This is a genomic window from Xanthomonas arboricola (assembly GCF_002940665.1).
Classification (GTDB): domain Bacteria; phylum Pseudomonadota; class Gammaproteobacteria; order Xanthomonadales; family Xanthomonadaceae; genus Xanthomonas; species Xanthomonas arboricola_B.
Genome location: NZ_MIGY01000001.1, coordinates 1,490,546 through 1,516,597 on the forward strand (window position 1 = coordinate 1,490,546; position 26,052 = coordinate 1,516,597).

At 66.2% G+C, this 26,052-nt stretch carries 24 protein-coding genes, 1 other RNA gene and 1 pseudogene; 14 read left to right on the top strand and 12 right to left on the bottom strand.

Annotated elements, in window-relative coordinates; genetic code table 11:
• Nucleotides 1-19: 19 nt before the first annotated feature.
• Entirely contained in the window at nucleotides 20-523 is a 504-nt protein-coding gene (locus XarjCFBP7645_RS06495) for a hypothetical protein (RefSeq protein ID WP_146096273.1), read from the bottom strand.
• Between the two features lie 360 nt (nucleotides 524-883).
• Here XarjCFBP7645_RS06495 and XarjCFBP7645_RS06500 point away from each other — a divergent pair, with 360 nt between their 5' ends.
• The 5 genes from XarjCFBP7645_RS06500 to XarjCFBP7645_RS06520 all read left to right on the top strand — a co-directional run bounded on the left by XarjCFBP7645_RS06500 (nucleotide 884) and on the right by XarjCFBP7645_RS06520 (nucleotide 5,716).
• Complete coding sequence (locus XarjCFBP7645_RS06500; RefSeq protein ID WP_104536626.1) at nucleotides 884-1,270, top strand: BlaI/MecI/CopY family transcriptional regulator; 387 nt, start codon at nucleotides 884-886, stop codon at nucleotides 1,268-1,270.
• Between the two features lie 3 nt (nucleotides 1,271-1,273).
• A complete protein-coding gene (locus XarjCFBP7645_RS06505; protein WP_104536627.1) occupies nucleotides 1,274-2,986 on the top strand; it encodes a M56 family metallopeptidase in 1,713 nt (570 codons plus the stop codon).
• Between the two features lie 859 nt (nucleotides 2,987-3,845).
• Nucleotides 3,846-4,352, top strand: coding sequence for a hypothetical protein (locus XarjCFBP7645_RS21640; RefSeq protein WP_221230812.1), 507 nt, complete (start codon nucleotides 3,846-3,848; stop codon nucleotides 4,350-4,352).
• Between the two features lie 60 nt (nucleotides 4,353-4,412).
• Nucleotides 4,413-4,484, top strand: a non-coding RNA gene (locus XarjCFBP7645_RS06515) — sX9 sRNA.
• Between the two features lie 101 nt (nucleotides 4,485-4,585).
• The gene (locus tag XarjCFBP7645_RS06520) at nucleotides 4,586-5,716 is read left to right on the top strand and encodes a saccharopine dehydrogenase family protein (protein ID WP_104536774.1); all 1,131 of its coding nucleotides are present in this window, start codon (nucleotides 4,586-4,588) and stop codon (nucleotides 5,714-5,716) included.
• 204 nt (nucleotides 5,717-5,920) lie between these two features.
• On the opposite strand, the gene XarjCFBP7645_RS06525 is transcribed toward XarjCFBP7645_RS06520, so the two are convergent.
• Nucleotides 5,921-7,429, bottom strand: a complete 1,509-nt coding sequence (locus XarjCFBP7645_RS06525; protein WP_104536629.1) for a ribonuclease H-like domain-containing protein — start codon at nucleotides 7,427-7,429, stop codon at nucleotides 5,921-5,923.
• Nucleotides 7,426-9,921: a DEAD/DEAH box helicase gene (locus XarjCFBP7645_RS06530; RefSeq protein WP_181126194.1), complete on the bottom strand. Its 2,496-nt coding sequence runs from the start codon at nucleotides 9,919-9,921 to the stop codon at nucleotides 7,426-7,428. Before XarjCFBP7645_RS06530 ends, XarjCFBP7645_RS06525 begins: the two co-directional genes overlap by 4 nt.
• A 175-nt stretch (nucleotides 9,922-10,096) precedes the next feature.
• Between XarjCFBP7645_RS06530 and trhA the strand changes: the two genes are divergently transcribed.
• From trhA to XarjCFBP7645_RS06545, 3 genes are read left to right on the top strand one after another with little or no spacing between them, the layout of a single operon-like run.
• On the top strand, nucleotides 10,097-10,759 hold the full coding sequence (trhA, locus tag XarjCFBP7645_RS06535; RefSeq protein ID WP_166775349.1) for a PAQR family membrane homeostasis protein TrhA: 663 nt from the start codon (nucleotides 10,097-10,099) through the stop codon (nucleotides 10,757-10,759).
• 55 nt (nucleotides 10,760-10,814) lie between these two features.
• Nucleotides 10,815-11,072, top strand: a complete 258-nt coding sequence (locus XarjCFBP7645_RS06540) for a type II toxin-antitoxin system Phd/YefM family antitoxin (RefSeq protein ID WP_016902922.1) — start codon at nucleotides 10,815-10,817, stop codon at nucleotides 11,070-11,072.
• Nucleotides 11,060-11,359, top strand: coding sequence for a type II toxin-antitoxin system RelE/ParE family toxin (locus tag XarjCFBP7645_RS06545; RefSeq protein ID WP_104536630.1), 300 nt, complete (start codon nucleotides 11,060-11,062; stop codon nucleotides 11,357-11,359). The genes XarjCFBP7645_RS06540 and XarjCFBP7645_RS06545 overlap by 13 nt, the downstream gene beginning before the upstream one ends.
• 118 nt (nucleotides 11,360-11,477) lie before the next feature.
• Here the strand turns inward: XarjCFBP7645_RS06545 and XarjCFBP7645_RS06550 are convergent, their stop codons facing one another.
• Together XarjCFBP7645_RS06550 and XarjCFBP7645_RS06555 are read right to left on the bottom strand one after the other, a co-directional pair.
• The gene (locus tag XarjCFBP7645_RS06550; RefSeq protein ID WP_104536631.1) at nucleotides 11,478-12,002 is read right to left on the bottom strand and encodes a hypothetical protein; all 525 of its coding nucleotides are present in this window, start codon (nucleotides 12,000-12,002) and stop codon (nucleotides 11,478-11,480) included.
• Between the two features lie 335 nt (nucleotides 12,003-12,337).
• A complete protein-coding gene (locus XarjCFBP7645_RS06555) occupies nucleotides 12,338-13,408 on the bottom strand; it encodes an ATP-grasp fold amidoligase family protein (protein ID WP_104536777.1) in 1,071 nt (356 codons plus the stop codon).
• A gap of 462 nt (nucleotides 13,409-13,870) precedes the next feature.
• On the opposite strand from XarjCFBP7645_RS06555, the gene XarjCFBP7645_RS06560 reads away from it, so the two are divergent.
• Together XarjCFBP7645_RS06560 and XarjCFBP7645_RS21335 are read left to right on the top strand one after the other, a co-directional pair.
• Nucleotides 13,871-14,584 (top strand): hypothetical protein, encoded by a 714-nt coding sequence (locus XarjCFBP7645_RS06560; protein ID WP_104536632.1) that lies wholly within the window; start codon nucleotides 13,871-13,873, stop codon nucleotides 14,582-14,584.
• Nucleotides 14,585-14,722: 138 nt separating this feature from the next.
• Nucleotides 14,723-15,022, top strand: coding sequence for a hypothetical protein (locus tag XarjCFBP7645_RS21335; RefSeq protein WP_146096274.1), 300 nt, complete (start codon nucleotides 14,723-14,725; stop codon nucleotides 15,020-15,022).
• A 121-nt stretch (nucleotides 15,023-15,143) separates the two neighbouring features.
• Here the strand turns inward: XarjCFBP7645_RS21335 and XarjCFBP7645_RS06565 are convergent, their stop codons facing one another.
• Complete coding sequence (locus tag XarjCFBP7645_RS06565; protein WP_181126195.1) at nucleotides 15,144-15,365, bottom strand: XAC0095 family protein; 222 nt, start codon at nucleotides 15,363-15,365, stop codon at nucleotides 15,144-15,146.
• Nucleotides 15,366-15,974: 609 nt separating this feature from the next.
• Here XarjCFBP7645_RS06565 and XarjCFBP7645_RS06570 point away from each other — a divergent pair.
• From XarjCFBP7645_RS06570 to XarjCFBP7645_RS06580, 3 genes are all read left to right on the top strand, one after another.
• Complete coding sequence (locus XarjCFBP7645_RS06570) at nucleotides 15,975-16,397, top strand: SymE family type I addiction module toxin (protein ID WP_104536634.1); 423 nt, start codon at nucleotides 15,975-15,977, stop codon at nucleotides 16,395-16,397.
• Nucleotides 16,387-17,127 carry an RNA polymerase sigma factor gene (locus XarjCFBP7645_RS06575; RefSeq protein ID WP_258079510.1) on the top strand — a complete coding sequence of 247 codons (741 nt, stop codon included), beginning with the start codon at nucleotides 16,387-16,389 and terminating at the stop codon, nucleotides 17,125-17,127. Before XarjCFBP7645_RS06570 ends, XarjCFBP7645_RS06575 begins: the two co-directional genes overlap by 11 nt.
• 274 nt (nucleotides 17,128-17,401) lie before the next feature.
• Nucleotides 17,402-18,628 carry a M35 family metallo-endopeptidase gene (locus XarjCFBP7645_RS06580; protein ID WP_104536636.1) on the top strand — a complete coding sequence of 409 codons (1,227 nt, stop codon included), beginning with the start codon at nucleotides 17,402-17,404 and terminating at the stop codon, nucleotides 18,626-18,628.
• 157 nt (nucleotides 18,629-18,785) lie between these two features.
• Here XarjCFBP7645_RS06580 and XarjCFBP7645_RS06585 read toward each other — a convergent pair.
• Both XarjCFBP7645_RS06585 and XarjCFBP7645_RS06590 read right to left on the bottom strand, forming a co-directional pair.
• A pseudogene (locus XarjCFBP7645_RS06585) lies at nucleotides 18,786-19,091 on the bottom strand (hypothetical protein); the annotation flags it as partial.
• 254 nt (nucleotides 19,092-19,345) lie between these two features.
• Complete coding sequence (locus tag XarjCFBP7645_RS06590; protein WP_104536637.1) at nucleotides 19,346-19,525, bottom strand: CsbD family protein; 180 nt, start codon at nucleotides 19,523-19,525, stop codon at nucleotides 19,346-19,348.
• A 212-nt stretch (nucleotides 19,526-19,737) separates the two neighbouring features.
• On the opposite strand from XarjCFBP7645_RS06590, the gene XarjCFBP7645_RS06595 reads away from it, so the two are divergent.
• Entirely contained in the window at nucleotides 19,738-21,993 is a 2,256-nt protein-coding gene (locus XarjCFBP7645_RS06595; RefSeq protein ID WP_104536778.1) for an ATP-binding protein, read from the top strand.
• 68 nt (nucleotides 21,994-22,061) lie between these two features.
• Here the strand turns inward: XarjCFBP7645_RS06595 and XarjCFBP7645_RS06600 are convergent, their stop codons facing one another.
• From XarjCFBP7645_RS06600 to XarjCFBP7645_RS06615, 4 genes are all read right to left on the bottom strand, one after another.
• Nucleotides 22,062-23,240 (bottom strand): HDOD domain-containing protein, encoded by a 1,179-nt coding sequence (locus tag XarjCFBP7645_RS06600; RefSeq protein WP_104536779.1) that lies wholly within the window; start codon nucleotides 23,238-23,240, stop codon nucleotides 22,062-22,064.
• A 629-nt stretch (nucleotides 23,241-23,869) separates the two neighbouring features.
• On the bottom strand, nucleotides 23,870-24,181 hold the full coding sequence (locus tag XarjCFBP7645_RS06605; protein ID WP_104536638.1) for a protealysin inhibitor emfourin: 312 nt from the start codon (nucleotides 24,179-24,181) through the stop codon (nucleotides 23,870-23,872).
• Complete coding sequence (locus tag XarjCFBP7645_RS06610; protein WP_104536639.1) at nucleotides 24,178-25,248, bottom strand: M4 family metallopeptidase; 1,071 nt, start codon at nucleotides 25,246-25,248, stop codon at nucleotides 24,178-24,180. The genes XarjCFBP7645_RS06605 and XarjCFBP7645_RS06610 overlap by 4 nt, the downstream gene beginning before the upstream one ends.
• Nucleotides 25,249-25,358: 110 nt before the next feature.
• The gene (locus XarjCFBP7645_RS06615; protein ID WP_104536640.1) at nucleotides 25,359-26,015 is read right to left on the bottom strand and encodes an SDR family oxidoreductase; all 657 of its coding nucleotides are present in this window, start codon (nucleotides 26,013-26,015) and stop codon (nucleotides 25,359-25,361) included.
• Nucleotides 26,016-26,052 lie beyond the last annotated feature (37 nt).

The following is a 26,052-nucleotide window of genomic DNA, read 5'->3' on the forward strand; positions in this document are numbered from 1 at the left end:
CTGTGCAGCATCTGCGCCGCTAGAGGTTGCGATCATGCGCGCTGGCATGGTGGCGCATGTGAAGGCAGCCCGCTGCATCTACCTGCAGTGCCTGCGCGTGTGCGCGATACGTCTGCGTATTCTCGGCGCGGACCATCGATCGGGACTGCGCTTGCTCAACAGGCGCACCCAACTCGATCAAGGCAATGTCATCCGAACCAGCCAGAAAGGCGCGAATCTTGGGCGGATCGCCCGACTTCAAAGTTTCCTGGCCCGATGCGTCGGACGTACGCTTGTAGCCGGGGTGGACGAGTACCCGAGCAACTTTGTAGGCAGCCCCGTCGATGGCCACCTCCGCGTCCATGCCGTCCATGGGAGCCGCCTGTGCGGCGGGAATGACCCACTTCCGCGCGATGAGGACACCATGTCCTTCGCCCGGCATGTCCGCCGGAGCCGGAAACGCTGATTGATCGATTCGATACGTTGAATCGTCAACATCGGCACGGACGACAACGCCCTTTGCTGCCGATGAAAGGGTAAACAAGGCAGTAGCAAGTTCACGTCGGCTGTCCGCTTAGGATCGATAGCCGACGCAATCTTGATGCCCCGGTTGGCCCCGTCAAATTCGTGCATCTGGCAGCAGGAAAACTGCCTGTCGGAATCGTCTGCTCGGAAGAAACGCTCGCAGCACTGATCGTCGTTACTGGCCGGCGAGCTGATGCGTCGGGATGTTCAACGTCATCACTGCGCGCTCAAGATATTCCTCACCAATCAGCTTGGGGGATGCCGGACGGCACCTGCGTTGCCCAGTCCTTCATCTACACCGCCCCCCCTGCCATCCGACCTATTGACTACACCTGTCGTCACGCTTACGGTGGCGACAACTGTAGTCAGGGAGAGCGGCATGCGTGGCAAGACCATCGGGGACCAGGAGCTGGCCCTGCTGCAACACATCGAAGAACAACGGCACACGAGCGTCGGCGAAGTGGCGGCCGCGTTCGGTGAGCCGCGTGGGCTGGCGCGCTCGACCGTGCTGACCATGATGGAGCGGCTGCGCACCAAGGGCTTCCTGCGCCGTAAGCAGGTGGATGGCGTGTACCGCTACAGCGCCACCGCCGGCCAGGACGACGTGGTGCGTGGCGCGGTAGGGCAGTTCGTGGAAAAGACCTTGCAGGGTTCGGTGTCGCCGTTCGTGGCGTGGATGTCGCAGCGCGCCGAGGTCAGCGATACCGAACTGGCCGAACTCGAAGCCCTGGTCGCCAAGCTGCAATCGCAGCGCAAGGAGGATTGAGCCATGTCGCCCCTGATCGAATCGCTGTTATGGAGACTCGGCGCCACCAGCGTGCAGACCGCAGTGCTGACGCTGGCGGTGTGGGCGCTGTGCCGTGGCGTGCGCCGCTTGCCGGCCACCACGCAGACCTGGCTGTGGTGGCTGGTGGGCGTGCAGGCCGTGGTCGGCCTGTTGTGGAGCAGCCCGGTGCAATTGCCGGTACTGCCGGCGCACACGTTTGAATCTGCGCTTGGCAGCGCCGACACGTTGGTGCCGGTAGCGACGGCTGCCGTGCCGGCATCGATGGCGGCCAGTGCGACGGCGCACGCCATGGAGGTCGCGATCTGGTCGTCGTGGTCTGTATGGCTGTTGGCGGCGTGGGCGGCCGGCGTGCTGGTGATAGCGACCGGCACGGTGCGCGCCTACTGGCGCAGCCGGGCGTTGGCGCGCGCTGCCCAGCCTTGCACCGACAGGGCGTTGGTGTGGTCGCTGCAGATGGCGGCCGAGGCCCATGGCTTGTCGCGCGCACCCGCGCTGCGGCTGTCTTCGCAGATCGACTCACCGCAGTTGATCGGCCCGTGGCGGCCGGTGTTGCTGCTCCCGGCCACGCGTTTGCCACAGATGGCCGACGACGACCTGGACATGGCACTGACCCACGAGTTGATCCACCTGCGCCGCCGCGACCTGTGGTGGGGGTTGCTGCCATCTCTCGCCCAGCACCTGTTTTTCTTCCACCCGCTGGTGCATCTGGCCGCACGCGAGTACGCCATTGCCCGCGAAGCCGCCTGCGATGCCGCCGTGGTCGCCGGGCATCGCCATTGCCGTCACCACTATGGACGCCTGCTGCTGCAGCTCGGGGTGTCGCCACGTCTGCTCGGTGGCGTGGCAAGCGCCTCGCCGTCGTTCCTCAGCTTGAAGCGCAGGCTGGTGATGCTGCAGGACACCAGCGCCTTTCCGCGGCTGGCCGCGGCGGTGATCCTGGCAACGGTGGCCGTGGCTGGCGTGGTGCCGCTGCGTCTGGTCGCAATGCCGGTGCCGGCAACCTCCGCCAGCATGCGGCCCATCGTGGTGACCGCGCCGGCAGCGCGCACACAGGGCAGCAGCGCTGCGGACGCCGTCGCACCGATGAGCGCACTGCCTGCACCGGCGCTGCCCGCACTGCCTGCGGCACCCGCTGCCCCCGCCTCGCAGGGTGTCATTGCCGATGTACTGGGCACCGAGCAGACGCACGGCGATGGCTGGGATGGGACGCAAGGCGGCTGGGAGGCCGAGCTGGACCGCATCAGCCGCGAGGCCGCCGCCACAGCCATGCGTGACGCGCAAAGCGCCATGCACGATGCGCTGGGTGCGGACAACAGCGAGCTTGAACGTCGACAGGAACAGATGCAGGACGCGCAGGACGCACTGCAGGAAGCGCGCGAACAGCTGGCCTCCCTGGGGCCGGAACTGGCGCAGGCCAGACAGGACGCGCAACAGCAGGCGCGCGACGCCGAGCAACAGATCCGCGAGATGGCGCAGCAGCATCGCCAGGCGCAATACGCGTATGCCGCTGCGGTGCGCCAAGCGGCCGAGCTGTCCCGGCAACAGGCTGAAATGGGCAAACAAGCCGCACGTCAGGCCCGCATCGAGGCCGCGCGCGGGCAGCAGCAAGCGGCGCAAGCACAACGGGAGGCAGCGCAAGCGCAGGCAGACGCCGAACAAGCGCAAGCAGACGCCGAACAGGCGCAGAACAACTAGGAGCCATCAACGATACGGGTGCGCCCACCGTCAGGCGGGCGCAACCAGTGCCCGGAGCCGGCATGGACCACGCGTTGGCTGCGGTTTTGGGCCAAGCCGCTTCTTGGCGCGCCATCTACACCGGTCGACGGCGCTCGCACCGTCCGGCCTGCCGCTGCAGCCACCGCACATGGAAAGCCAACCGCAGCGGATTTGCTGCAGACCGCAGGTCGCGTCAGCAACCGTCTCTAGCGGCCACGTCTGGGCAACGGTGGCGTGCAGTCCCCGATCCGCTCCCGGCCGTGCACGGCCGGGAGACCGGCGGCAGCGGTAAGCATTGCCTGACGCCAGGTACCTGCCGGCGTCGTGCGATGGCAGCGCACCAGGCAGCAGCTGCATGACATGGGCCCGCCACAGCCCGGCACTTCCTGCGTGACGACGCTGCGCAGCGTCGGCAACGCCGTGGCCGCGTGATCGCTGTTTCCTACCCCGCCGGTGTCTTACGCAGGCGGCACCTACCGAGCTGTGACCTTCGTGGAGATCTCTCATGATCCAGACCGCTTCCCCCTTGTTGTGCCTACGCACCGCGTTGTTGCTGGCCATCGCCGCACTCGCTGGTTCCTCGCTGATCGCATCTGCATCTGCATCTGCAGCACATTCGCGTGCGTTGGCTGCCGTGCCGGCAGCGCCCGCCACCCCGGTGCTGCCGGCACCTGCGGCTTCTCCTCTCGCACCAACAGCGATCGCGCCAACCGCGCCGTCGGCACCCGTCGCACCCGTTGCGCCCAGTGCAGCAGCTCCGGTCACACCGCGTGCCAGAGCAAACGCAGCGTGCGGCAAAACCGCCGCAATCACCCAGGACGAGGGCGATGCCTATGTGTTGGTGCACGGCGAGCACCAAGTCATGCATGGTTCGCTCAGCGATCTGCAGACCGCACGCGCGTACGGCGGTAATGGCCAGCGCGTGTTGTGGTTCCGCGCCGATGGCGTGCAGTACCTGGTGCGTGATCCGACGCTGATGCATCGGCTGAGCGCGGCCCATGTCCGCAGCCGGCAACTGGCCGACGTCCAGGCCACCGTGGCGGCGCGTCAGCAGGCAGTGAGCGAGCGCCAGGCCGCACTGGCCGCGCAGCTCTCTGCGCAGACCGAGCCGCGTGCGCTTCAGGCCTCGACACGCACGCCCTCGGCCGCTGCGTCCGCAGCCTCGCAGCAGGGCGCGATGCCCGACGCGCTGCAGGCGTTGGCGAAGGAGCAGCGTGCATTGGCCGACAGGCAGGCCGCGTTGGCGACCAAGCAGGCCGGTGCGTCCAAGCTCGCCACACGCGAAGCGCTCAAGGTGCTGCGCGAGGCATTGGCCCGTGGCCTGGTCACAAGGGTTTCCGGTTAGAGCGTTCAACAGATCACTGCGCTCACCGCCAGGTGGGCGCAGTCGGTGCTCGGAATCGGCATGTACCACGCGAACACTGCGGTTCTGAGCGCGCCGCCCCGCCTGGCGGCCGCTCGCTACGTTGGGTCAGCCGCTCTTGGTCGCACCGTGTCGCCATCGTGCGGGCACGCCGGACGCGCTGGTGCCGGTCTGCTCGCCGATACTGTGCAATGGGTGCAAACGGCGAGCAGGCGATGACGTATCGGGTGGTGGTGGTGGGTGGCTTCGGGCATTTCGGTGCACGCATCGTGCGGGCGCTGGCGGCGGCGACGCAGATCCAGGTGATCGCGGCCGGGCGGCATCCCGGCGATGTGGCGACCAAGTGGCCGGATGTCGCGCCCGGGCGCATCACCGCCTGCCGACTGGATACCGCGGCAAGCGACTTCGCCGCGCAACTGGCGGCCACCGCCGCCGATGTGGTGGTGCATACCGCAGGCCCGTTCCAGGGCCAGGATTACGCCGTGGCGCGCACCTGCCTGCAGACAGGCATGCACTACATCGACCTGGCCGACGGCCGCACCTTCGTGCGCGATTTCCCCGCTGCACTGGACGCCGTGGCACAGCAAGCGCAGCGTGTGGCCATCAGCGGCGCCAGCACCTTGCCCGCACTCTCCAGTGCCGTCATCGACGCGTTGCTGCCGCGCTTTTCGGCCCTGCATGACATCCGCATGGTCATCGCGCCCGCGCAAGGCACCCCGTTGGGCCTGGCGACGGTGCGTGCGGTGTTGTCGTATTGCGGCACGCCGTTCGAGTGGTGGCACGACGGTGGCTGGCAAACGGTGGTGGGCTGGGCCAGGCCCACACGTGCGCAGTTCGCACAGCTCGCACCGCGCCTTGCATCACCGTGCGATGTGCCCGACCACGACCTGTTGCCGCAGCGCTATCCCGGCGTGCGGACCGTGCAGTTTCGCGCCGCGTTGGAGGTACCGTTCCTGCAGCGCTGCCTGGCGACCGTCGCCTGGCTGCGTCATTGCGGCGTGCCATTGCCGATGGCGCGCCTGGCTGACGTGTTCGCACGCGCCGCGCGCTGGTTCGACCGCTTGGGCACCGACCTGGGCGGCATGCGCGTGGAGCTGCGCGGCATCGGGCACGCTGAAACCAGCAGTCGTCAGCCGCTGCGACTGCAGTGGGACCTCACCGCCCCGATGCTGCACGGCCCGGAAATTCCCTGTTTCGCCGCGATCCTGCTGGTACGCAAACTTGCCGAAGGGCAGGCGTTACCGATCGGCGCGCATGCCTGCATGGGCTTGTTGACGCTGGCCGAGTTCGAGCAGGAGTTTGCAGCGTGGCAGATGACGACTGAGGTGTCGGAAGTACCTGCGTAGGCGCATGTTGCACAGCACAGCGCGAGTCCCTCATGCGCGCAGCAAACCATGCGAGAACGAGGCACGCTCCCGAAAAAGCGGGGCTTTACGCAACACTTACCTTCACCTGCGCAGCGTGAGACGGTCGGGGACCTTCCATGGCGCATCCATCACGGCAGCCCTTGCAGGGTCTGCGGTGATCGCGCGACCGATCACGCATCGAGCTCACGGCGCGTCCAAGAGCGGAATCACCTCGCGGTCCTGCGCGTCCGCCGCCACCAGGCGCTGCATCAGCAGCGACAAGGTCACCACGTCCTGATGATTGTGCTCGGCCACGCGGCGCAGGTTGCGCGCGCTGCCGCCGCGCAGGTAGCTCAACCAGGCGGCCGGGGCCTCGGAGCCGGGCAGGTCGTCCTCGCGTACCACGCGCAGCAGTTGCCGTTCGATGGTGGCCAGCTTGCAGTTCTCCCAGGTGCCGCGATAGCGGCGACGGGTGGGAAACAGCAGGTCAACATGGTCCAGCGCGGAGATCGGGTCGCCGCGGCGCGCCAGCCGGTAGCGCGTCTTCAACAACGGTGCGTCGTAGCAGCGGCCGTTGTAGCTGGACAACACCGTCTGCGGCGACAGCCAGCTGCGGAACAGGTCCAGCATCGCGCTTTCGGCCGCCATCGTGGACATCATCAGTTGCCGCACGCGCAGCCCGCTGCCCTGCGTAGCGTCGGTGTACCAATCGGCCACGCCGATCATGAAGGCGCGCGTGCCGGTGCCGCCGGCCAGGCCGGTGGTTTCGGTGTCGAAGAACAGCAGATTCATCGGGTCCACCGCGTCCTCGCGCTTGGCGAAGGCCAGCGACAGGGCCTGGTGCGGAATCGGCTGCGGCAGGAAGGCGTCGATCAGGTGCAGGCCGGGCGCGATCTCGTTGCCGGGCAGGTGCCGATCGGTGGAGGCCGCACGCAGCGGCGTGTGCGCCGAGACCGCGCGCTCGCGCAGGCCGATCATCTTGCGCAGGCCGGCGATATCGGTGCGTCGCTGCGGTGCCGGGATGGATGTCGGTGCGGCAGGTGTCGCGCGCACAGGCGACACGCGCGCTGCCGCATCGACCGCCGCACCTGCCGGCTTGTGGCGCACGTCGTGGTCCACCCAGGCAAACGCCGAGCTATCGCGCGCAGGCGCCGCAGCAACCGGCGCCTGCAGGGCGCGGCGTGTCACGGCCGGCGTGGTGGGCTGGGGACGCGGTGCACTGGCAGCCTCTACGCTGCCGGGCTGCGCGCTTTGCGCAACCGCATCGCGCGGCAAAGCGTGCGGCGCAGACGCAGCAGCACCGGGGGCAGTCTGACGTTGCGCACGCGTGGGCATCACCGCATCGTCCTTGCGCGCGGTGGGCGTCAGCCCGCCGACCTGGCGGCGTAGCAGGCGCAAACGTTCTGCGCTCACCCCAGCATCGCTGCCAGGCACCGGTCCTGCCGGCGCACCCGTCGGCTGCGCCGTTGCAGGCATGCCACCGGCGGCGCGTATGTGCGCATCGCCTGCAACAGCGCCCGCACCAACTGCATCACCGGAGATTCGCCCCACCGCTGCACAGTGCAGCCGTCGTGCATCGGTATCCGCATCCACCACACGGGGCCCATCCGCAGCATCCACTGCATTGCCATGTGCAACCGGCACCAGCGCAGGCACATCGGCGTGCCCGGCCTGACGCCGCAACAGCCGCAGCCGGTCCGCACTCACGCTCATGCAGGCACGTCCAGCGCCAGGTCGTCGTCCACCCGGGTGGCATGCCGCAACGGCGCATCCGCATCGACCAGCAACGCCAGCACGGTCAACGCCAGCGACTTGGGCGACTCGCCCTTGGCTTGCTCATGCGCGGCCAGCACCGGGCCCACGCAGGCCGGGCAGCCGGCGCTGCAGTCGCAACGCCGCACCAGCTCGTCGGCGCGCTGCAGCAGCTCGGCCTGGCGCAGCCACAGCGGCTCGCTCAGGCCCACCCCGCCGGGGAAGTTGTCGTACAGATACACCGTGGGCACGAACGCCTGCTGCAATTCCACCGCGCCTTGCTCGCCCTCGTCCACGCCACGCAGCTGCCCGCGCCCGGTCTGGTCGGCCACCGCAAACCACGCGCCGTCGCCATTGCCCACGGCTTTCTGCAGGTCGCGCGCATCGGCCATCACCGCCACCGTGGCCACCACGTGCAACGCGTAGGCCGCCCCCAGGAATCCGTCCAGTGCATCCTGCTTGGAGGCGAATGCCTTGCCCAGCGTGGCCTGCGGCAGCTGCCACCACACCGCGGTGGTGTGCAGTTCCTGGTCGGGCAGATTGACCGGCCCATAGCCGATGTTCTCGTGCGTGTAATAGCGGATCTTCTTGTAGCCGGACACGCGCCGCACCACATGCACCTCGCCATGGTGCGAATCGCCGCGCCCGGCCACGCCGCCGTCGAAGCGGTCCAGCACCTTCAGCTTGGTGTAGTCGATGCTGTCGGTGTAGTAGTCCACATGGGTGCGCGTGACATAGGCCTTGCGGCCTTCCCAGTCCAGCCGCTCCACCTGGTACGGCGTGCTTTGCACCATGTGGATGGCGCCTTCGTACAAGGTCAGCGCAGCGGCCGAATAATCCACCTCGGCGATGATCTGCTGCTTGCCGTCGCTCTTGTCCACCACCACGAAGTTGCCGTCGGCCACCGAGCGCAGGCTCACCGCATTGGCGGGGTAGCTGTCGGCGATCCACTCCCAGCGGTCGCCTTCCTGGTGGATCACTTCGCTTTCGGCCAGCGCTTCTAGGAACACCAGCGGATCGATCGGCCCGAACGGTTCGCTGGCGATGAACGGCAGTTCGAACGCCGCGCAGCGGATGTGGTCGAACAGGATCAGCGGCTGGTCCGGCGCAATGCGCGCATGTTCGGGCGAGGCATCGGCGAAGAAATCCGGATGCCGCACCACGTACTGGTCCAAGGGTTGCGAGCTGGCCACCAGCACGCCCAGCGCCGGTTGCTGGCGGCGCCCGGCGCGGCCGAAGCGCTGCCAGGTCGCCGCCACGCTGCCGGGGTAGCCGTTGAGGATCACCACGTCCAGCGCGCCGATATCCACGCCCAGCTCCAGCGCCGAGGTGGAAATGATGCCGTCGATGTTGCCGGCGCGCATCGCGCGCTCCACCTCGCGCCGCTCGGTGGGCAGATAACCGCCGCGGTACGCACGGATGCGTGGCGGCTTGCGCGGGTCGTGGTCGAAGATGTCCTTCAGGTATTTGGTCAGGACTTCCACCATCAGGCGCGTCTGCGCGAAGACCAGCGTCTTCAGCCCGCTCTTGATCGCAATGCGCGCAATGCGGTTGCTCTGCGAGCGTGCCGATGCGCGTAGCCCCAGGTCCGCATTGACCACCGGCGGGTTCCACAACAGCACATGCTTGTCGCCGGTGGGCGCGCCGGACTCGGTGATCGCATGCACCCGTTCCTCGATCAGCGCCTGCGCGTGCGCATGCGGGTTGCCGATGGTGGCCGAGCACAGGATGAACTGCGGGTTGGCGCCGTAGAACGCGCAGATGCGCTTGAGCCGGCGCAGCACATTGGTGACATGGCTGCCGAACACGCCGCGATAGGTGTGGATCTCGTCGATCACCACATAGCGCAGGTTCTCGAAGAACTGCGCCCATTTGGTGTGATGCGGCAGGATCGCCTGATGCAGCATGTCCGGGTTGCTCACCACGATGTCGCCATGCAGGCGGATCGCCTGGCGCGCATCGCCAGGCGTATCGCCGTCGAAGGTGAAGGCCTTCACCCCCAGCGCGCCGGCGCGGTTCAGTTCCAGCAGCTCGGCCACCTGGTCCTGCGCCAGCGCCTTGGTGGGGAACAGGTACAGCGCCTTGGCACCGGAACGCATCGCCGCGCTCACCACCGGCAACGTGTAGCACAGCGATTTGCCCGACGCGGTGGGTGTCACGATCGCCACATGGTCGCCGCGCTGGGTGGCCGCCCACGCGTCGGCCTGGTGGCTGTAGAGCTGGCTGATGCCGCGCGCGCGCAAGGCGTCGGCCAGCGCGGCCGGCACGTCGGCGGGAATCGGCGCATAACGGCCGTCGCGCCCGGGCAGGGTGAAGCTGCCGGTGATGCGGTCGTGGTAACGCCGCTCCAGGCGTTGCGTGAGCAGTGCGCCATCGCGGCTGGGCAGGCCATCGGTGGTGGCCAGCGCGCGTTCGGCGGTTTCGGTGCGGGGAGCGAGGGCAAACGGAGGCATACGGCGGCTCCCAAAGAGGGGCATGAGACAGGGGAGGTGTCTCAGGGTATGAGACCAGCGCCAACCCGGCGAGCCTGTGTCACTGAGCGGATTCAGCAAGCCGGGTATTCTGTTGCCCCCAGCCGCGTCGCCGTTGCTCTGCACGCTGCGGGCTCCCCCATCCTGAAGAATTGCCGTGTCCGTGCCCCTCCGCGTCACCGCCCCGCACTACAAGACCCGCTCCGCCCGCCGTGCCGATGTGATCGTGCATGCCGCCGGCCTGTTCCTGGCCATCGTCGGCGGCGCGTGGATGGTCTGGCGCGCGCATGCCAACCAGACCATGTTGCTGGCCACCTGCGTGTACGCGCTGGGGCTGCTGGTGATGTTCGGCTGCTCGGCGGCCTACAACTTCGCCCCGCCGCAGCGCCAGCCGATGCTGCGCAAGTTCGACCACGCCGGCATCTTCGTGATGATTGCCGGCTCCTACACCCCGTTCCTGCTGGTCGCCCTGGACGGCACCTGGCGCTGGGCGATGATTCTGGGCGTGTGGGGCGTGGCCTTGTTCGGCGTATTCGCCAAGCTGTTCCTGCCCGGCATCGCCAAGGGTTTCTGGGTGGTGATCTACCTGCTGCTGGGCTGGGCCGGCATCGTGGTGATCAAACCGCTGGTGGCCGGCCTGGACAGCACCGTGCTGTGGCTGATCGCCGCCGGCGGCGCGTTCTACACCGTGGGCGTCACCTTCTACGTGCGCAAGTCGCTGGTCTACAACCGCGCCATCTGGCACGCCCATGTGCTGGGCGGCGCGCTCTCGCACTGGTGCGCGATCTGGTTGTGCCTGCGGCCGTTGGGTGGGGTGTAGCCTCGCCCGGCACAGCCGACGTGCCCCACCCACAGTGATACTTTAGTGTCACTGCATGCGCACAGAACTTGTCACCACGCTCAAGCGGCAGGCCACCGAGCTCCTCGCAGATGTCGAGCGCGACAAGGAGCCGATCCTGATCACCCAGCATGGCCTGCCCAGCGCATACCTGGTGGACGTCGCCAGCTATGAACGCATGCAACAGCGCATGGCGATCCTCGAAGGAATTGCCCGTGGTGAAATGGCGGTAGCCGAAGGCCGCAGCCTGAGCCACGAGCAAGCCAAACAACGCCTGGCGCGATGGCTGAAATAGTCTGGTCGGAGCCGGCGGTGGCCGACCTGGACGCGAGTGCCGACTACATTGCACTTGAGGACGCTGCCGCCGCAGCGGCACTGGTGAGACGGGTGTTTGCGCATGTCGAGCAATTGGCCGAACACCCGGAGAATGGAAGCCGGCCGCAGGAGCTCAAGCGCTCCCGCTACCGTCAAATCGTCGAGCCACCTTGCCGCGTGTTCTACCGTGTGGACGGGCAACGCGTTGTCGTGGTTCACGTGATGCGCTCGGAGCGGTTACTTCGGAAGAATCGTCTTTCGCGCTGACAGGTGCGTCCATCTTCCAGCTGTATCGCATTGCACACGCGTTGCGGCGCATGCGCCCACACCGCGCGCAGGCACGGCTTACAGCGCCACCCGCTCAATTAAAAAGCGGCTCACACCCTCACAGCTTGGTCTTCATCACCGCCTCGAACGCCGCATCCGGCGCGATGCTGTCGGAGAGCACAATCACCGAATGCAGCGTGCCCTTTGCCTGCACGTTGTATTCAAAGCCCACCGGCTTGCCGCCGCGGCTGAACACCTCAATCTCGCTGTACTCGCCGAGCCGGCCTTCATAACTCTCGCGCTCCAGCCCGTGCTCCTTGGCAAAGGTGCCGGCGGCGGTGCGTGCGCCCTGCCACACCGCGTCTTCGTAGGTGATCGGCTGCAGCAGGCTGATCAGGTGGGTCGCGCAGGCGCTGGTGCTGGTCACGCCATAGCCGTCGACCTCGCCCAGCAACGGGATCTTGCGGACATCGCGTTTGGGCGTGGCGGTGACCGTGCAGCCAAGCTGCTGCAGATCGGCAAGCGTGAAGTGCTCGGACTCCGGGCGCGGCGCGCTGGGGGTGGCCGTGCCACCGCCGTTGCAGGCAGACAGCAGGCCCAGCAATGCGAGCGGCAGGAAGGTGCGGGGAGAAACGTGCGACAACGGTGACGTCCTTGTAAGGGGAAAAGGTGCGCATGGAGCGGTACCACGCCACGTGCGGGCACCTGCGGACGCGGAGTATCCGCTGCCTGGCCGCTAGCGCACCAGGCGCGGTGTGGCCGGCCGCTGTGCGGCAGCGTGGCCACGCGCGCGCTCACCAGTGTGACCGGGGCCGGCCTGTGCAGGCGTTGCGGATTATCGCATTGGCACGATCACACCCGGGCAAGCGGTGCATGGCGCCTGCGCGGCCGGCCGCACCCGCCGTGCGCCTGTAACGCATGCCCGTGCACACCGGCCATGCGCGTCTTGGGGCGCAGGCAATGGTGCGATGACCGGACTCACCGCACCGGCGACCGCATCCCGGCCCCGAAGCCCTGCGCGGGGAACCCTGCCTCCAGCGGCGCACGCCGCTGTATCCACATGTCGCCCATCATCCGGTCCAGGCCACGGTCCAGCCCGGTGACCAGCCCCGCGCCCGGGGTGAAGGTCAGCTCGCCAAAAAAAACCTGGCCATGCTGGATGTACCAGTCCACCCGCACGTAGTCGAAGTCGCCGGCCAGCTGCTGGCTCAGGCCCAGCGCCTGCTCCAGCAACGCGGGCGCGCAGGGCGGGGTGCGCCCGTCGTCGCGGATGCGGTGGAAGGCCGTGTGCAGGTTGTTCACGAAGAAGGTCATCGCCAGCTTGGGCGTGTCGAAGCGCCCGTAGATCACCTGCAGCACATACTGGAAACTGCCATCGGCCTGCCGGAACATGTGGAACTTGTAGTCCACCGGCACCTGCTGCGCATCGCCGATGTACTGCTCCACCAGCAGCCGTGGCGGAATATCGCGGTAGTGGATCTCGCGCACCTTGTCGGAAAAGTCGGTGCGCAGCCACTGGCCGCAGCGCTCGATGATGCGCCGTTTCTGCAGCGCGTCCGGCTCCTCCCGCACCACCTCCACCATCGCCGCGCCATGGTTGGCCTTGATCACGGTCTGCCGCCACTGCGGCAGGCGCAGCAGCTCCTGCGGGTCGGTACTGTCCAGCAGCAGCGGGATCAGATGCGCCTGCCCGATCCTGGCCGCCACGTATGGCCGCACCGCAAACTTGTCCGCCAGCCGCCGGTACAGCGGGTAATCCCCGTGCACGCACTTGCGGTAGAGGATCTTCTCGTTGAAGCACTTGGGGTCGTACAGATCCGGCAGCCGGCCGAAGGTGTGCAGGTAGTACAGCCGGTCCTGGTGCCGCCACGGCAGGGTGCGCAGCAGCCCGCGCGCGCCCTTGCGCAGCAGGCGCTTGAGGCTGATGGCGTCGGTGCCCGGCGGTGCGGTGCGGCTGTCGCCTGGAGATCTCGTCGACGCCGGCAGCAGCGCAGCCCATGGCTGACCTGCCCCACCGTATGCGCCCAGCGGCTGCGGCTGCAGCCCCACCCTGTCGTCGGCCATCGCCAGATCCTTCTTCCGTAGTAATGAGACATACATCACATTTAAGTGTGATGCATGTCACGGTATACGGAAAGATGCAGATCAGGGTTGCGAATTGTCTCAAGCGGCCCGACTGCGCAAAGAGCGCAGCGCATCGGGTAAGAAGGCCACGCCCGGTGCCTGCGCTAGCGCCCGCTTTGGTGCACCGCGCAATCGTGGGCAGGTAAGGGCCGTTGATCACGGCCGCCTGGCGGGCGCCGTGCCAGGAACGGGCAGAACATCGAGCGCAGGCCCCAGGCGCGCGGCACGTACGCGATGGCGCACATGTGCTTTGCCATCGGGGCGGCATTGCATGCGGCGCGGTGTGGGCAGCCAATGCCAGCGCGGCCGGCGAGGGGATGCAGTCGCATTGCGGGCAGGCATCACGCACCATCACGCACCGGCACTGCAGCCCGCAACGGATGGCCCATGCACGTCACCAAACTCCTGCCCCTGGCCGCACTGAGCCTTGCGCTCGGCGCCTGCGCAAACCCGGACCAGCCCGCACAGGCCGGCAAGGCGCCCACGTCTGCGCTGGCGGCACGCGGCCCGGCCGTTGCCCAAGGCAACGCCGCCGCACTGCCGCCCGACCAGGCGGCCAACAGCAATCCGCCCTCGGCAGGCCAGCAGGCAAGGCGCTATCTCTGCCCGCAAGGCCCCAATGCCTGCCCGGCCGGTGGGCCGTTGATCGCCAATTCCGATGCAGAGGCGCAGTGGCTGTTGCGCCACGGCTACCCGACGGAGCACGAACTGGCTCGCTTGGAAACGCTGACGCTGGACCAGCTCAAGGCCGAGTCGCAGGCAGGCAACCAGGCCGCCACGGTGATCTATGGCAAAAACACCGCACTGGCGGGCCGTTTTTATCAGGGCATCGACATCCTGCGGCGGGCCGCGGTGGCGGGGAACCTGTATGCGTACTACGGGCTGTCGGATGTGTATGCCAGCGACACCGCAAACAAGAACCTGGTCGACAGCCTGGCCTACCTGCGCCTGGCCTACCTGTTGGGCGATGCAAAAGCCTCGGCCGTCATCGCATCGCGTGGTTTGAGCAGCATCGAAAACGTTGTTGCCGACGAGCGCGCCGCGTCACTGCACAAGACGTTTTCCAAGTACCAGCGGCCCTCGCCACGGCCGTTGGAATAACGCCTATCAATCAGCCCCACATCAAGTTGCGGAATCTTCGCAAACGCCCCGGCAGTAACATCGATAAACACGAGCGGCCGCTTCGCCACCAAGCGGTTGGCGGCATAGATCAAGTTACTTTAGGAGTCAGGCGGCAGCATGAGATATCACGATGGCTCGGAAGTCAGGCTCGGGGATGTGGTCAGCATTCCGTCGCCGGCTGGAGAAAAGCAAGCCCGTGTCGTGATGCTCGGCGACACTAAAGAGCATCTAGACATAGACCCTGGTTTCGTCGAATGGGTGTTAGGTGACGCCATCTTGGCTTCAACATCGATCTTCGTGGAATGGCTAACCTCGACGCCGTTTACGCATTCCGACCCACATTTCGCGCCCGTAGGAAACTTCATGTCGACAACGGTCGATGAGCATGTTCACTTCAAATGCCGCGCGCCCGCTTAGCAATGCATTCAGGCCAAACGTACTCCACGGGTCGGTTTAACTCAGGCGCCCCAGGACCGGGCAGTGGTAGCTCCCCAAGCCAAGATACGGACGCGTGCGCTGCGTCCGCGCAGGCACGCCGCTAGGGTAAGGTGCCCAAATCCGCGAGTACATCGTCCACCTGCTCGGACAGGTGCTGCAGGCAATGCGCCCATTCCTGCAATGGAATTGTTGGCGTCCCCAGCGTCGCTTCGTCGCGGGTGCGTGGTGTTGCCAGGGTAGCGAGCAGGCGCAGCTGGTCGCGCACGCGCAGCAGGTGGTAGTGCGTGCCTTCGGACATCCAGTAACCGGGTTCGTTGTGCATGCCGCTCTCCTTGCCGTGAGGCAGCTCCCGCTGCACAACGCAGCGGGATGCCGGGAGGCTAGAAACCGCAGACAGCCGGCGGGCTTATTCCCCTTGCGGGTGTTGTATTCGCCGCCCTCCCGGCGCAAGAACGCCGAGCAGTGCCAGGCCAGATGGCCGAGCACAAAAAACCCACCAAGTTCTCGGAGGTGGGCACCGCTGTCTGTGTGGAGTTTCTAGGCTCCGAGCGGAAGTGTGCGTGTGGCGGTGAGTTGGGTCAAGGTGAAGCGATGCCCGGCGTGTAGAGATGCGGCTTTTCACGAGGTTTTTCGAATGGACACGCGGCCCAATGACGCACTAGTTACCAGTTGACACACCGCCAAACAGGTAGCAATCTCGGCTGCAAGGAGCCTAGAAACTCCTCAGACAGCGGTACCCACCTCCGTCAAACCGGTGGGTTTTTTGTGCCCGGATTCTTTGTACGAGTGCAGCCGACGAGATGCCTACGTCGGAGTGCCGCTAATGCAAAGCTGTTTGGGAAAACACTTCTGAAGTCTGTCTGTAGTTTCTAGCCTCCCGACATCCCGTTGCGTTGCTCAACGGGGCCTGCTCGTCAAGGAGGGCTTTGCCATGCGTCGGTCCACGTCCAGTCCCAAGCCATCGCGCAAGCGCGCCACGGTACCACCGCCTACCGAAGTGGTCTGGCGCTCGCTCGATCCCTCGCTCCAGCCGCGGCCGTACCTCGAACGCACGCCCATCCCCGAACCCCGCGCCGAACCCCGCACACCATGGCGGCCCGGCCGTCCGCGTGCCCCGCAGCAGTGCACCGTCGGCTATGGGTACTATCCCGACAGTCACCAGCGCATTCCCACCCTGCGCCTGCGCGGCCGCTGGCTGGAACAATTGGGCTTTGCCATCGGCAGCAAGCTGCACATCCGCCAGCGCGATGGCGAACTGGTCATCAGCGTTGTAAGACCCACGCTGATCACGCCGCAGCGCATGCGCGCACCGCATGTGCCCGGCCCGTTGCTGGAGACGTCGCATGATGATTGAGGGCATGACCGGCGCGTCGCGTGCAGACCGCCACGGTGTCATCGGCCAGGTGGTCGCGGCACGCACGCACGCCGCAAGCGCGGTGCCAGTTGAGCGATACGGCAGCCACCCGTGGCGCCAACGCGGCGCATACGCCGTGCGCGCATTGCCCACCCGCGCGCGCGCGGCGGGCATCTATGTACTTGGCCGCTTCACCACGCGCTGGCACGTGTGCGAGGAGCGCGTGCCGGCCAGGGAACGCTTCGACCAGGCCGTGGTGCAGCTGCATGCAGAGGTGCTGGCCTACATGCGGCGACGCCTGCGCGACCCGCACACCGCCGCCGACCTCGCCCAGGAAGCGCTGCTGCGCCTGCTGGCCTACCGCAACACGCCTGACATCCACAGCTACAAGCTGCTGCTGTACCGCATTGCCCACAACGTGGTGCTGGAGCATTGGCGCACGCGCCACCGCAGGCACGCCTCCCGCCATGTACCGCTGGAGGGCAGCGAACCGCTCGCCGCCGCCGGCACGGCGGTGGACCAGCTGGTGGACGCCCGCCGCACCCTACAGCACCTGCACACCCACACGCTGCCCGCGCTGCCGCCCAAATGCCGCCAGGCCTTCATGCTCAACCGCTTCGACGGCCTCACCTACCCGGAAGTCGCCGCCGTCATGGGCATCTCGGTCAAGATGGTGGAAAAGCACATCAGCCGCGCCCTGGCCGCCTGCCGCGCGGCGGTGGGTGAGTAATGCCATGGCATTGCACTGTGAAGGTTGGCTATGCATCACGACCAGTTTGATAAATGCACTAGGCGATCACCCCGGCCAGCCTGACCACGAGGAAAAACGTTGTCATTCACGAGGTAGCAGAGAACTCTACCGTCTCCATCCAAGACCCACCTAATATCGTGTCTGGATAAATCGGGCTCCGTTGACGCTGCGGCATACCTGTGCTTTTATGCTCAAGCACCGTCGCAACATTGAAAAATAATCGACAAAGTTTTTAACTAACAAGGAGTCGGCAATGCGTGCATGGAGAGTAATGGCAGTAGCGGGATTAATAATCTTCTCTCACTCGGCATCGGCTGCGGGGCGATTGAATGTAAAAATTGAGCAGGCAGTTAAATCTGTCAGTAGCGATAAGCCAGTAAGTAATGAGCAGGGTGAGACGGGTATACGAGTTGTTGCTGTCAATCTGGGTGATCAGGACATTGAAGTCGTAGACCAGTCTTTTCCAAAGACCAACAGAAGTGGTCTTTTAATGAACAATGTTTTCCGTGTCTTGGCAGATGACGGAAGCGAAGCCCCATATTTTGGCATCTATGTCAACATGGAAGGCGCACCAGAAGATGTATATGTCAAAGTGGGTCCAAAGCAGAAAAAGGCGGTGGACGTAAATATTCAATTGAATTATCGTCTCAAACCAGGGCAGCATTACACGGTCAGCTTGAGAAGCCCTTCTCTTTATTTAAATAGACCTAAACTGGCTTTCAAGAACGCATCTCGAGACTCACTTCGGGCATCGTGGCTTGAAGCGTCCTCAAATGACGTCAGGATCTTTGCTGGCAAGCAGCTAGATGCCGGATTGACATCGCCGGAGAAACGTCTTCGCAAGACGATTGAGTCGGAATTCGCATCCTGTAGCGCAGCTCAGGTCCAACATGTTGAAAAAAACGTAATACCGCAGTCGACCGCAATTGCTTACGAAACTCTTACTGAATACGGGCAGCAGACGAAAGTACAGACCTTCGACGTACCTCCATATGTTGATATGTGGTTTGAACCGACTGCGCGATTTACGACTTGGTTTGGCGTCCATGGCGATCCTGATGACTATCTTCCAGACGACCAATTTAACGATAATATGGTGTTCGCCACATGGTATCGATTAACCAGTGATTCGGCGAACCCCAAGCCGCCGGTTTCTATTACTTGCCAATGCGACCCAGTGGAAAATAACGTTTCTCCGAATGCTTTAGCTTGGGTCTCGCCTGGAATGCTATATCAAGTTAATCTATGCCCACGTTTCTTTGAGTCGCCCCCATTTCCAACGGTTTACGATGAATCTTCTCAAGTGGGAACATTTTTGCATGAAATCACGCATTTTTCAGACGAAATCGTAGACGGGACGATTGATGCCCCTTCAGGTTACACGTATGCCGGAACAAAGGCGCTGGCTGGTAATCGCGCTCTCGCGGTGCGGAATGCTCAATCCTACAAGTTTTATTATTTAAATTTGGATTTCAATTAAATTAAATTTCGATGACAGGATTGATGTGTATAGCGGCTGCGGAGAGGGCTTGGTGAAAGAAGCGTGAGCTATTCACTCCTGCAGGGCATAGGCGAGGAGATCTAATTCCTCTTCGAAGCTAAAGTCCTGTCAGCTGGGATGGGGATTGGCGGGGTGCCTACCCGCCCTGACACCGCTGCCAGCCACCCGCAGCCGCCGACGCCTGCTCCCATCCATTGTGCAGCCGCTTCATCGCCTGCCCGCCTACGCACGCATAGCCCAGCTGCTTGGCCTCTGCTGTGCCCAGGCCGGGCAGCGCGATGATGGAATCTGACGGAGCAGGCCGCCCTTGCCGATGCGCCTAGTGGCGCAGGGTCATGTTCTCGATGCCCTGGCAGTAACGCACCATGCCCGGGTGCGGGTGTGCGCGGTGTTGCTCGCAATTGAAGGGCGTGGTGTCGCGCGCCACGGAGTTGTCCGGCTGCCACCATCTATCTCAAGAATAGCTGCCGCGACCAGCGAACACTCCTGGCGATTAGCAGATGGAACAGAACACACGTCCAAGCCCCCAAAAACGCCAACGCCCCGATCATGTCGGGGCGTTGGTGCGATCTCTCGCCGACGTGGGCTTTGCCGTCTGCGCTGTCGCGCGTTACGGCTGCCGGCCAGTCCACTGCCTCGGCGCTGCGGGCCTCTCGCCCGCCGGCAATGCAATCGACGCTGACGCCTTCGATTGACTTACTTGGACGCGTCGCGAACCTTGTCTGCGACCTGGCCAGCCTTGTTCTGCACCTTGCCGACGTTCTTTTCGGTCGCGCCTTCCAGTTCGGTACTCTTGTCGCCAGTGACACGGCCGACGGTTTCCTTGATCGAACCCTTGACCTGCTTGGCGGTGCCTTCGATACGGTTCTTGTCCACGGTGTGCCTCTTACGGTTGGGGTGTGGACGGCCAGTCTGGACCCGGGTGGTGTGAGTGCGGCGTGGGCATGCCGTCATCCGCGCGTCAGTACACGCAGCTCTTGCATTGATCCATGCGCAGCACGCTCGCGGAGGCGTACGCCTGCCTGCACGTCTTGCCGAGGCCGCTGCATGCCACAATGCGCGCACTTTTTGCCAGGCAATGCCGTCACGTGAGCACAGCGCGCCCCGCCATCGAGCCCATCGGTCTGGACTTTCTTGCCGGAGGCGGCGAGATGGGGGCCTTGATGCGCGCCCACGATTGGGCCGCCACGCCGCTGGGCGCGCCCGACACCTGGCCGCAGTCGCTGCGCTCGTCGTTGTCGGTGGTGCTCAACTCCACCCTGCTCGGGGCAGTGCTGTGGGGGCCGGAGCTGCGGATGTTCTACAACGACGTTTACCTCGGCTCGCTGGGCGACCGTCATCCGCATGCGCTGGGGCAGCCGGTGGCAGAGGTGTGGGAGGAGACCTATGCGCCGACCGCCCAGGACTTCGACCGGGTACTGCAGACCGGCGAGGGCTTCGGCCAGGGGGTCATGGCCTTGCCGATGCTGCGCAACGGCGTCAGCGAGATGACCTACTGGAATGCCACCGCCTCGCCGATCCGCGGTGAAGACGGCAGCATCGTGGGGCTGATGAACATCGCGATCGAAACCACCACCCAGGTAGCGGCCGACCGCAACCGCGACATCCAGCATGCGATGTTGAGCAACGAAAACACCCATCTGGTGCATGAGGTGGTCAACCGCACCAGCGAGCGCGATCGTGCGCTGGAAGCCGAAACGGTGGCGCGCCGCAATGCCGAGCGGGTGCAGCTGGCGCTGGCGGCCGGGGCGATCATCGGCACCTGGATCTGGGACCTGCCCACCGATGCGTTTTCGGTGGATGAGGCGTTTGCGCAGAACTTCGGCTTCGATCCGTCCACCAGCCGCAGCGGCCTGACGCTGGAACAGGTGATACGGACGGTGCACCCGGACGACCGCGAGGGGCTGCGCGCGGCCATTGGCGAGGCCATCGCCCGCGGCGGCGCCTACGCGCACCAGTACCGGGTCAAACGGCGCGACGGAAAGTATTACTGGCTGGAAGCCAATGGCCGGGTCGAAAAGGGCGCCGATGGCACGCCGTTGCGGTTTCCCGGCGTGCTGCTGGACATCGAGGCGCGCCACGCACTGTCGGAAGAGCGCGACGGCGCGCTGGCGGCACTGCGCGAGTTGAGCGACACGCTGGAGCAGCAGGTCACCGAGCGCACGCGCGAGCTGATGGCGGTGGAAGAAGCGCTGCGCCAATCGCAGAAGATGGAAGCGGTGGGGCAGCTCACCGGCGGGCTGGCGCACGACTTCAACAACCTGTTGGCGGGCATTTCCGGTGCGCTGGAGCTGATGAGCCTGCGGATCGAGCAAGGCCGTTATCGCGACCTGGAGCGTTATGTGGCCACCGCGCAGGGCGCCACTACGCGCGCGGCCGCGCTGACGCACCGCTTGCTGGCGTTTGCGCGGCGGCAGACGCTGTTGCCCAAGCCGACCAACGTCAACCGGCTGGTGGTGGACATGCTGGAGCTGATCCAGCGCACGGTGGGCCCGGGGATCTGCGTGGAAAACATCGCCGCTGCCGAACTGTGGCTGGCGCTGGTGGATGCGCCGCAGCTGGAGAACGCACTGCTCAACCTGTGCATCAACGCGCGCGATGCGATGCCCGACGGCGGGCGCCTGCGCGTGCAGACCAGCAACCGCTGGATCGACCGCGAGATGGGCCAGCAGCTGGGCATGCCGGAAGGGCACTACCTGTCGCTGTGCGTGAGCGATACCGGCACCGGCATGCCGCCGGATGTGGTGGCGCGCGCGTTCGATCCGTTCTTCACCACCAAACCCATCGGCGAAGGCACCGGCCTGGGCTTGTCGATGATCTATGGGTTTGCCAAGCAATCCGGCGGGCAGGTGCGCATCCATTCGGAAGTGGGCAAGGGCTCGACGGTGTGCATCTACCTGCCGCGTCATGCCGGTGCCGACGACAGCAGCGACAGCGGCACCGCCACGCTGGCACTTGCGCCCTCGCTGGCCGGCGAAACGGTGTTGATTGTCGACGACGAGCCGTCCATCCGCCTGCTGTTCACCGAGGTGCTGGAAGAGCTGGGCTACACCGTGCTGGAAGCCGGCGACAGCGCTGCAGGGCTGGGCATCTTGCAGTCGCCGGTGCGGATCGATCTGCTGATCAGCGATGTCGGCCTGCCCGGCGGCATGAACGGGCGGCAGATGGCCGATGCCGCGCGCGTGGGCCGCCCAAAACTCAAGGTGTTGTTCGTCACCGGCTTTGCCGAACACGCGCAATTGAACGACCGCCACCTCGAACCCGGCATGGCGGTGCTGGCCAAGCCGTTCAGCGTCAGCCTGCTGGCGACGCGGGTCCAGGAGATGATTGCGAGCGAGGGCTGAGCGGTGGGGTGCTGCACGTGCGCTCGTCAGGGCACGTGGGTGCCCGACCTGCCGCAACCGGACCGGCCTCACTCCACGCTGGAAGCGACCAGCCGTTGCCACAGCGCGGCATTGGCCGCGTGGTCCGGCTCCAGCGTGGACAGCACACTGAGCGCGTGCTCCTCCTGCTCGGCGCCATGGCGGGCGAGCATGGCCAGTGCGGCGGCCAGCCGGCCATAACGCAGCGCCATGCCGAGCGAGGTGGTCAGCACGGTGGCGTCGTGCTCGGGGCGTTGCTCGTCCAGCGCGGTACTCAGCGTGGCAGGCAGATCCCAGGCGGTGACGATGGTCTTGGCGACTGCGGCGGTGTGGCGTTCCACTAATGCGGCGGCCACTTCCAGGCTGTAGGGCAGGGTCGGGCGCTCGGCATAGGCATCGCGCAGCACGCGCAGGATCACCACCGCGCCCAGGCCCTGCAGCAGGCCGGCCAGCTGCGCCGACAAGCTGTCGCCACCGCGCTCGCGCATGTAGGCAGCCGCGGCTGCGGCGGTACGCAGGGCGTAATCCCACACGGCGGCCGGCAGGCGCGCGTAGAGGCCGCCCTCCAGGCTCAGCACCGGCTGCATCACTGCGGCGGCGACGATCTGGCGCACGCCCTCGGTGCCGATATGCACCACGGCCCGCTCCAGGCTTTCCAGCGGGCCGCCCTGCGGGCGATACAGCGCGCTGTTGGCGATGCGCAACAGGTTGGCCGCCAGCGCCGGGTCCTGCGCGATGATCGCGGCGATGCCGCGACCGGAGGCATCCGGGTCGTTGACCGCGCGCATCAGCTGCGGCAACAACTGCGGGCGGCGCGGCAGCAGCTGCGGGCGCAGGTCCACGTGGTCGAGCGCATTGCCGACCGCAGCCAGCACCGCGGCCTGCGCCGGGTCGGTCGGCAGGTGGCCCTCGGCCAGCGACGGGGTGGACATCACCGCGGCATACATGCGGCGCAGCAGTGGCTGCATCGGTGGCGGCCCGGGCGGCAGGGGCTGCGGTGCAGCGGCGGTAAGCGCCTGTGCCTGTTGGTGCGCCTGCACCTGCACAGCCGCCTGCCCCGGCGCGCGCGCTGCCGGTGTGGCATGCGCACCAGCGGCGGAGACGGCGGACGTGGCAGGGGTACCGGCGGTTTGCGCACGACGGCGCAGCAGCAGCCACGCAATGACACCGGCAAGTCCCAGGCCGGCAAGCAGGCCGGCAGCAAGCAGCAACACAATCACGGGCGTCATAGATTTTGTCTGATCAGTGGCGCGACTATCCGCGAAGCCGGTGTTGACGGCAATGCAGGCGTGCGGCGCCGGGCGAGGCCGAACGCCGCCGATGGCATTGCCCGCGTCCGGCAACTCGCCTTCGGAGTTGCCGCCCAGCGTCTTGCGGCGCTGTGACGATGGGTTCGACGCGCCCTGCTGGCTGGCACCCTGCCGATCACGGTGCAGTGGCCCCGCCGCCATGCGGCTCCAATCTGCGGGCGCTGGAGGTGGACATCCCGGGCAGATGCCGCCGCATGCCTGTCAGTCGGGATGGCCGATGCGCTTGCCTTGCCGGCGCAGCGGGTGCAGGCCCGGGCAGATCGGCATGCGCGCAGCCAGCCCGGACACCGGCAACGACCTGCTGCACTGCAGCGACGAGCGGGTGTCTTCAAGTTGACCGCTGCGCTGCACGTGGCGCTAACGCAGCAGCCCGCACTATGCGTCACCAGCTGTGCAGCCCTAGAGCATCTAGGCAGCTTAAAGGGTGCAGGCATCCGCAGTTGGACCACTTACCGTCGACAGACACCGCGCAATGCGCGGTGTTTTCGTTTGTGGTGGGCGATGGGCACGCGTGCTGTGGCGCGGGCGGCGGCATCGTGGTGCGACCGCTATAGGGTGCCCTGCTTCCATAGCCGCACGATCGCAGCCGGTGCATGTTCTTCGGGGATGCGCAGCGGCTCGCTGGCGCCGTCCCAGGCGATGCTGAAGTAACGGCGGTCGCCGCCACCGGCCTGCGGATGCGGCAGCGCATGCGCCAGGCACTGGTCCAGCAAGGTGCGCAGCTGCAGACGCTGCGCATCGTCCAGGTCATCGATCACCAGCTGCCGTTCGCGCCGCATGGCGGGGAAGGCGGCCACCCCGCCTTCGCGTGCCAGCCGCAAGGTCACGCCTGCATCCACCGGCGGACGCTGTGGACTCATGCGAGCACGCCCACGTCGCGCCAGGCCTGTTGCACCGCGGTTGCCTCGGCGCTGCTGGCGCCGTAGTCCGCACCGGCAATGCTGACGGTGAGCGCGGCAAAGGTGGCAAAGTCCGCACCGGCGGCCAGCTCGCCGCCGCTGAGCGCGCGGTACCAGATGCGGCCGGTCTTGTCCCAGGCGTAGCCACCGATGGCCACGGCCGCGCGATAGAACGCGTGGTTGGGGATGCCGGAGTTGTAGTGCACGCCGCCATCGTCCTCTTGCGTGTCGACGTAGCCGGCCATGCTGGCAGGCTGCGGATCCTTGCCCAGGGCCGGGTCATCGTACGCGGTGCCGGGCGCGCGCATCGAACGCAGGCCCACCCCGTCGATGCCGGGCATCAACAAGCCGGCACCGATGATCCAGTCCGCCTCGCCGGCCTGCTGCCGCAACGTGTACTGCTTGATCAACACGCCGAATACATCCGACAGCGACTCGTTCAAGGCGCCGGACTGGCCCTGGTAGATCAGGTTGGCGGTGCGCTCGGTCACGCCATGGCTCAGCTCGTGGCCCACCACGTCGATGGCGATGGTGAAGCGGTTGAAGACCTCGCCATCGCCATCGCCGAACACCATCTGCTCGCCGTTCCAGAAGGCGTTGTCGTAGCCACGCTCGTAATGCACGGTGCCGATCAACGGCATGCCGTCGCCGTCGATGGAATTGCGCCCATACACCGTCTGGAAGAAGTCGTGCGTGGCGCCGAGATAATCGTAGGCCTCGGTTACGGCCACATCGTCGGTGGCGGCAGCGCCCTCGGCGCGGACCAGGGTGCCGGGCAGCGCGCTGCCTTGCTGGGCGTCGTAGATCTGCCGCTGCACCGCTTGCACGGCGGGCGTGCTCGCAGCATCGGCGGCCAGTGCCTGGGCGCGTGCAAGCAGGCCGGACGCGCGCTGTTGCCGCAGCTGCGCGGTGATCTGCCGCGACAACAGCGCGCACTGGCGTGCACGCTCGGGCGCCGCCCGGGCCACATGGTCCAGCAGATACGGCGGCAGGATGCCGGCACGGCGTGGCGTGACGAATGCAGACATAAGCGACCTCCACGATGGGCTGCGTCTGTGACTATGCCGAGGCTGGCTTTAGGAATTCGTTAGGCCCATCCACCGTGCGCCCCGCGCGCCGGTTGCGATAGGCGCGGCGTTCATTCCAGCTGCGACAGGGCCTGCTGGATCGGCGTCTGCCCGTCGATGAAGCCCACCGTCTTGCCGATGGTGGCCGGCGTGGCCAGTGCCGCCGCAATGACCTGCGCCACGTTGGCGCGCGACACGCCACCGTCGCCAGCGCTGCCCGGGTCGCACGTGATGCGGCCGGTTGGCGGTTCCTGCGTGAGTCGCCCCGGCCCCAGCACGGTCCAGTCCAGCGTGGTGCTGCGCAGGTGCGCATCGGCCGCGGCCTTGGCCTGGGCGTAGGCAAAGAATCCATCGTCCGGCCCGATGCCGTGTTCCAGCCCGGCACCGAGATAGGACACCATCAGGTAACGGCGCACGCGTACCTGCGCGGCAGCATGCATCGACCGGATCGCTGCATCGCGGTCCACCGCGTAGGTGCGCGCCGCATCGCCGCCACCGGCGCCGGCCGACCACACCACCGCGTCGTGGTCGGCCAGTTGCGCGGCGATCGCAGCGGTGTCGGCCTGTTCGATATCCAATACCTGCGGGGTGGCGCCGTCGGCAATCGCATCGTCTGCGTGCGCAGGATTGCGAAACAGTGCGGTGACCGAATGCCCGCCACGCACCAGCAACGGCGTGAGCAGACGTGCGACCTTGCCATGGCCGCCGATCACGACGATACGCGACATCCCAACCTCCAACACGGTGCGCCGGCGCGGCGCGGAC

Bases quoted from the DNA above. Each gene is read 5' to 3' on its own strand.
- XarjCFBP7645_RS06500 (WP_104536626.1), top strand. From the start codon at position 884: ATGCGTGGCAAGACCATCGGGGACCAGGAGCTGGCCCTGCTGCAACAC.
- XarjCFBP7645_RS06615 (WP_104536640.1), bottom strand. From the start codon at position 26,015: ATGTCGCGTATCGTCGTGATCGGCGGCCATGGCAAGGTCGCACGTCTG.
- XarjCFBP7645_RS06610 (WP_104536639.1), bottom strand. From the start codon at position 25,248: ATGTCTGCATTCGTCACGCCACGCCGTGCCGGCATCCTGCCGCCGTAT.
- XarjCFBP7645_RS06565 (WP_181126195.1), bottom strand. From the start codon at position 15,365: ATGCACAACGAACCCGGTTACTGGATGTCCGAAGGCACGCACTACCAC.
- XarjCFBP7645_RS06580 (WP_104536636.1), top strand. From the start codon at position 17,402: ATGCGTGCATGGAGAGTAATGGCAGTAGCGGGATTAATAATCTTCTCT.
- XarjCFBP7645_RS06545 (WP_104536630.1), top strand. From the start codon at position 11,060: ATGGCTGAAATAGTCTGGTCGGAGCCGGCGGTGGCCGACCTGGACGCG.
- XarjCFBP7645_RS06570 (WP_104536634.1), top strand. From the start codon at position 15,975: ATGCGTCGGTCCACGTCCAGTCCCAAGCCATCGCGCAAGCGCGCCACG.
- XarjCFBP7645_RS06575 (WP_258079510.1), top strand. From the start codon at position 16,387: ATGATGATTGAGGGCATGACCGGCGCGTCGCGTGCAGACCGCCACGGT.
- XarjCFBP7645_RS06600 (WP_104536779.1), bottom strand. From the start codon at position 23,240: ATGACGCCCGTGATTGTGTTGCTGCTTGCTGCCGGCCTGCTTGCCGGC.
- XarjCFBP7645_RS06540 (WP_016902922.1), top strand. From the start codon at position 10,815: ATGCGCACAGAACTTGTCACCACGCTCAAGCGGCAGGCCACCGAGCTC.
- XarjCFBP7645_RS21335 (WP_146096274.1), top strand. From the start codon at position 14,723: ATGAGATATCACGATGGCTCGGAAGTCAGGCTCGGGGATGTGGTCAGC.
- XarjCFBP7645_RS06560 (WP_104536632.1), top strand. From the start codon at position 13,871: ATGCACGTCACCAAACTCCTGCCCCTGGCCGCACTGAGCCTTGCGCTC.
- XarjCFBP7645_RS06605 (WP_104536638.1), bottom strand. From the start codon at position 24,181: ATGAGTCCACAGCGTCCGCCGGTGGATGCAGGCGTGACCTTGCGGCTG.
- XarjCFBP7645_RS06530 (WP_181126194.1), bottom strand. From the start codon at position 9,921: ATGCCTCCGTTTGCCCTCGCTCCCCGCACCGAAACCGCCGAACGCGCG.
- XarjCFBP7645_RS06505 (WP_104536627.1), top strand. From the start codon at position 1,274: ATGTCGCCCCTGATCGAATCGCTGTTATGGAGACTCGGCGCCACCAGC.
- XarjCFBP7645_RS06520 (WP_104536774.1), top strand. From the start codon at position 4,586: ATGACGTATCGGGTGGTGGTGGTGGGTGGCTTCGGGCATTTCGGTGCA.
- XarjCFBP7645_RS06525 (WP_104536629.1), bottom strand. From the start codon at position 7,429: ATGAGCGTGAGTGCGGACCGGCTGCGGCTGTTGCGGCGTCAGGCCGGG.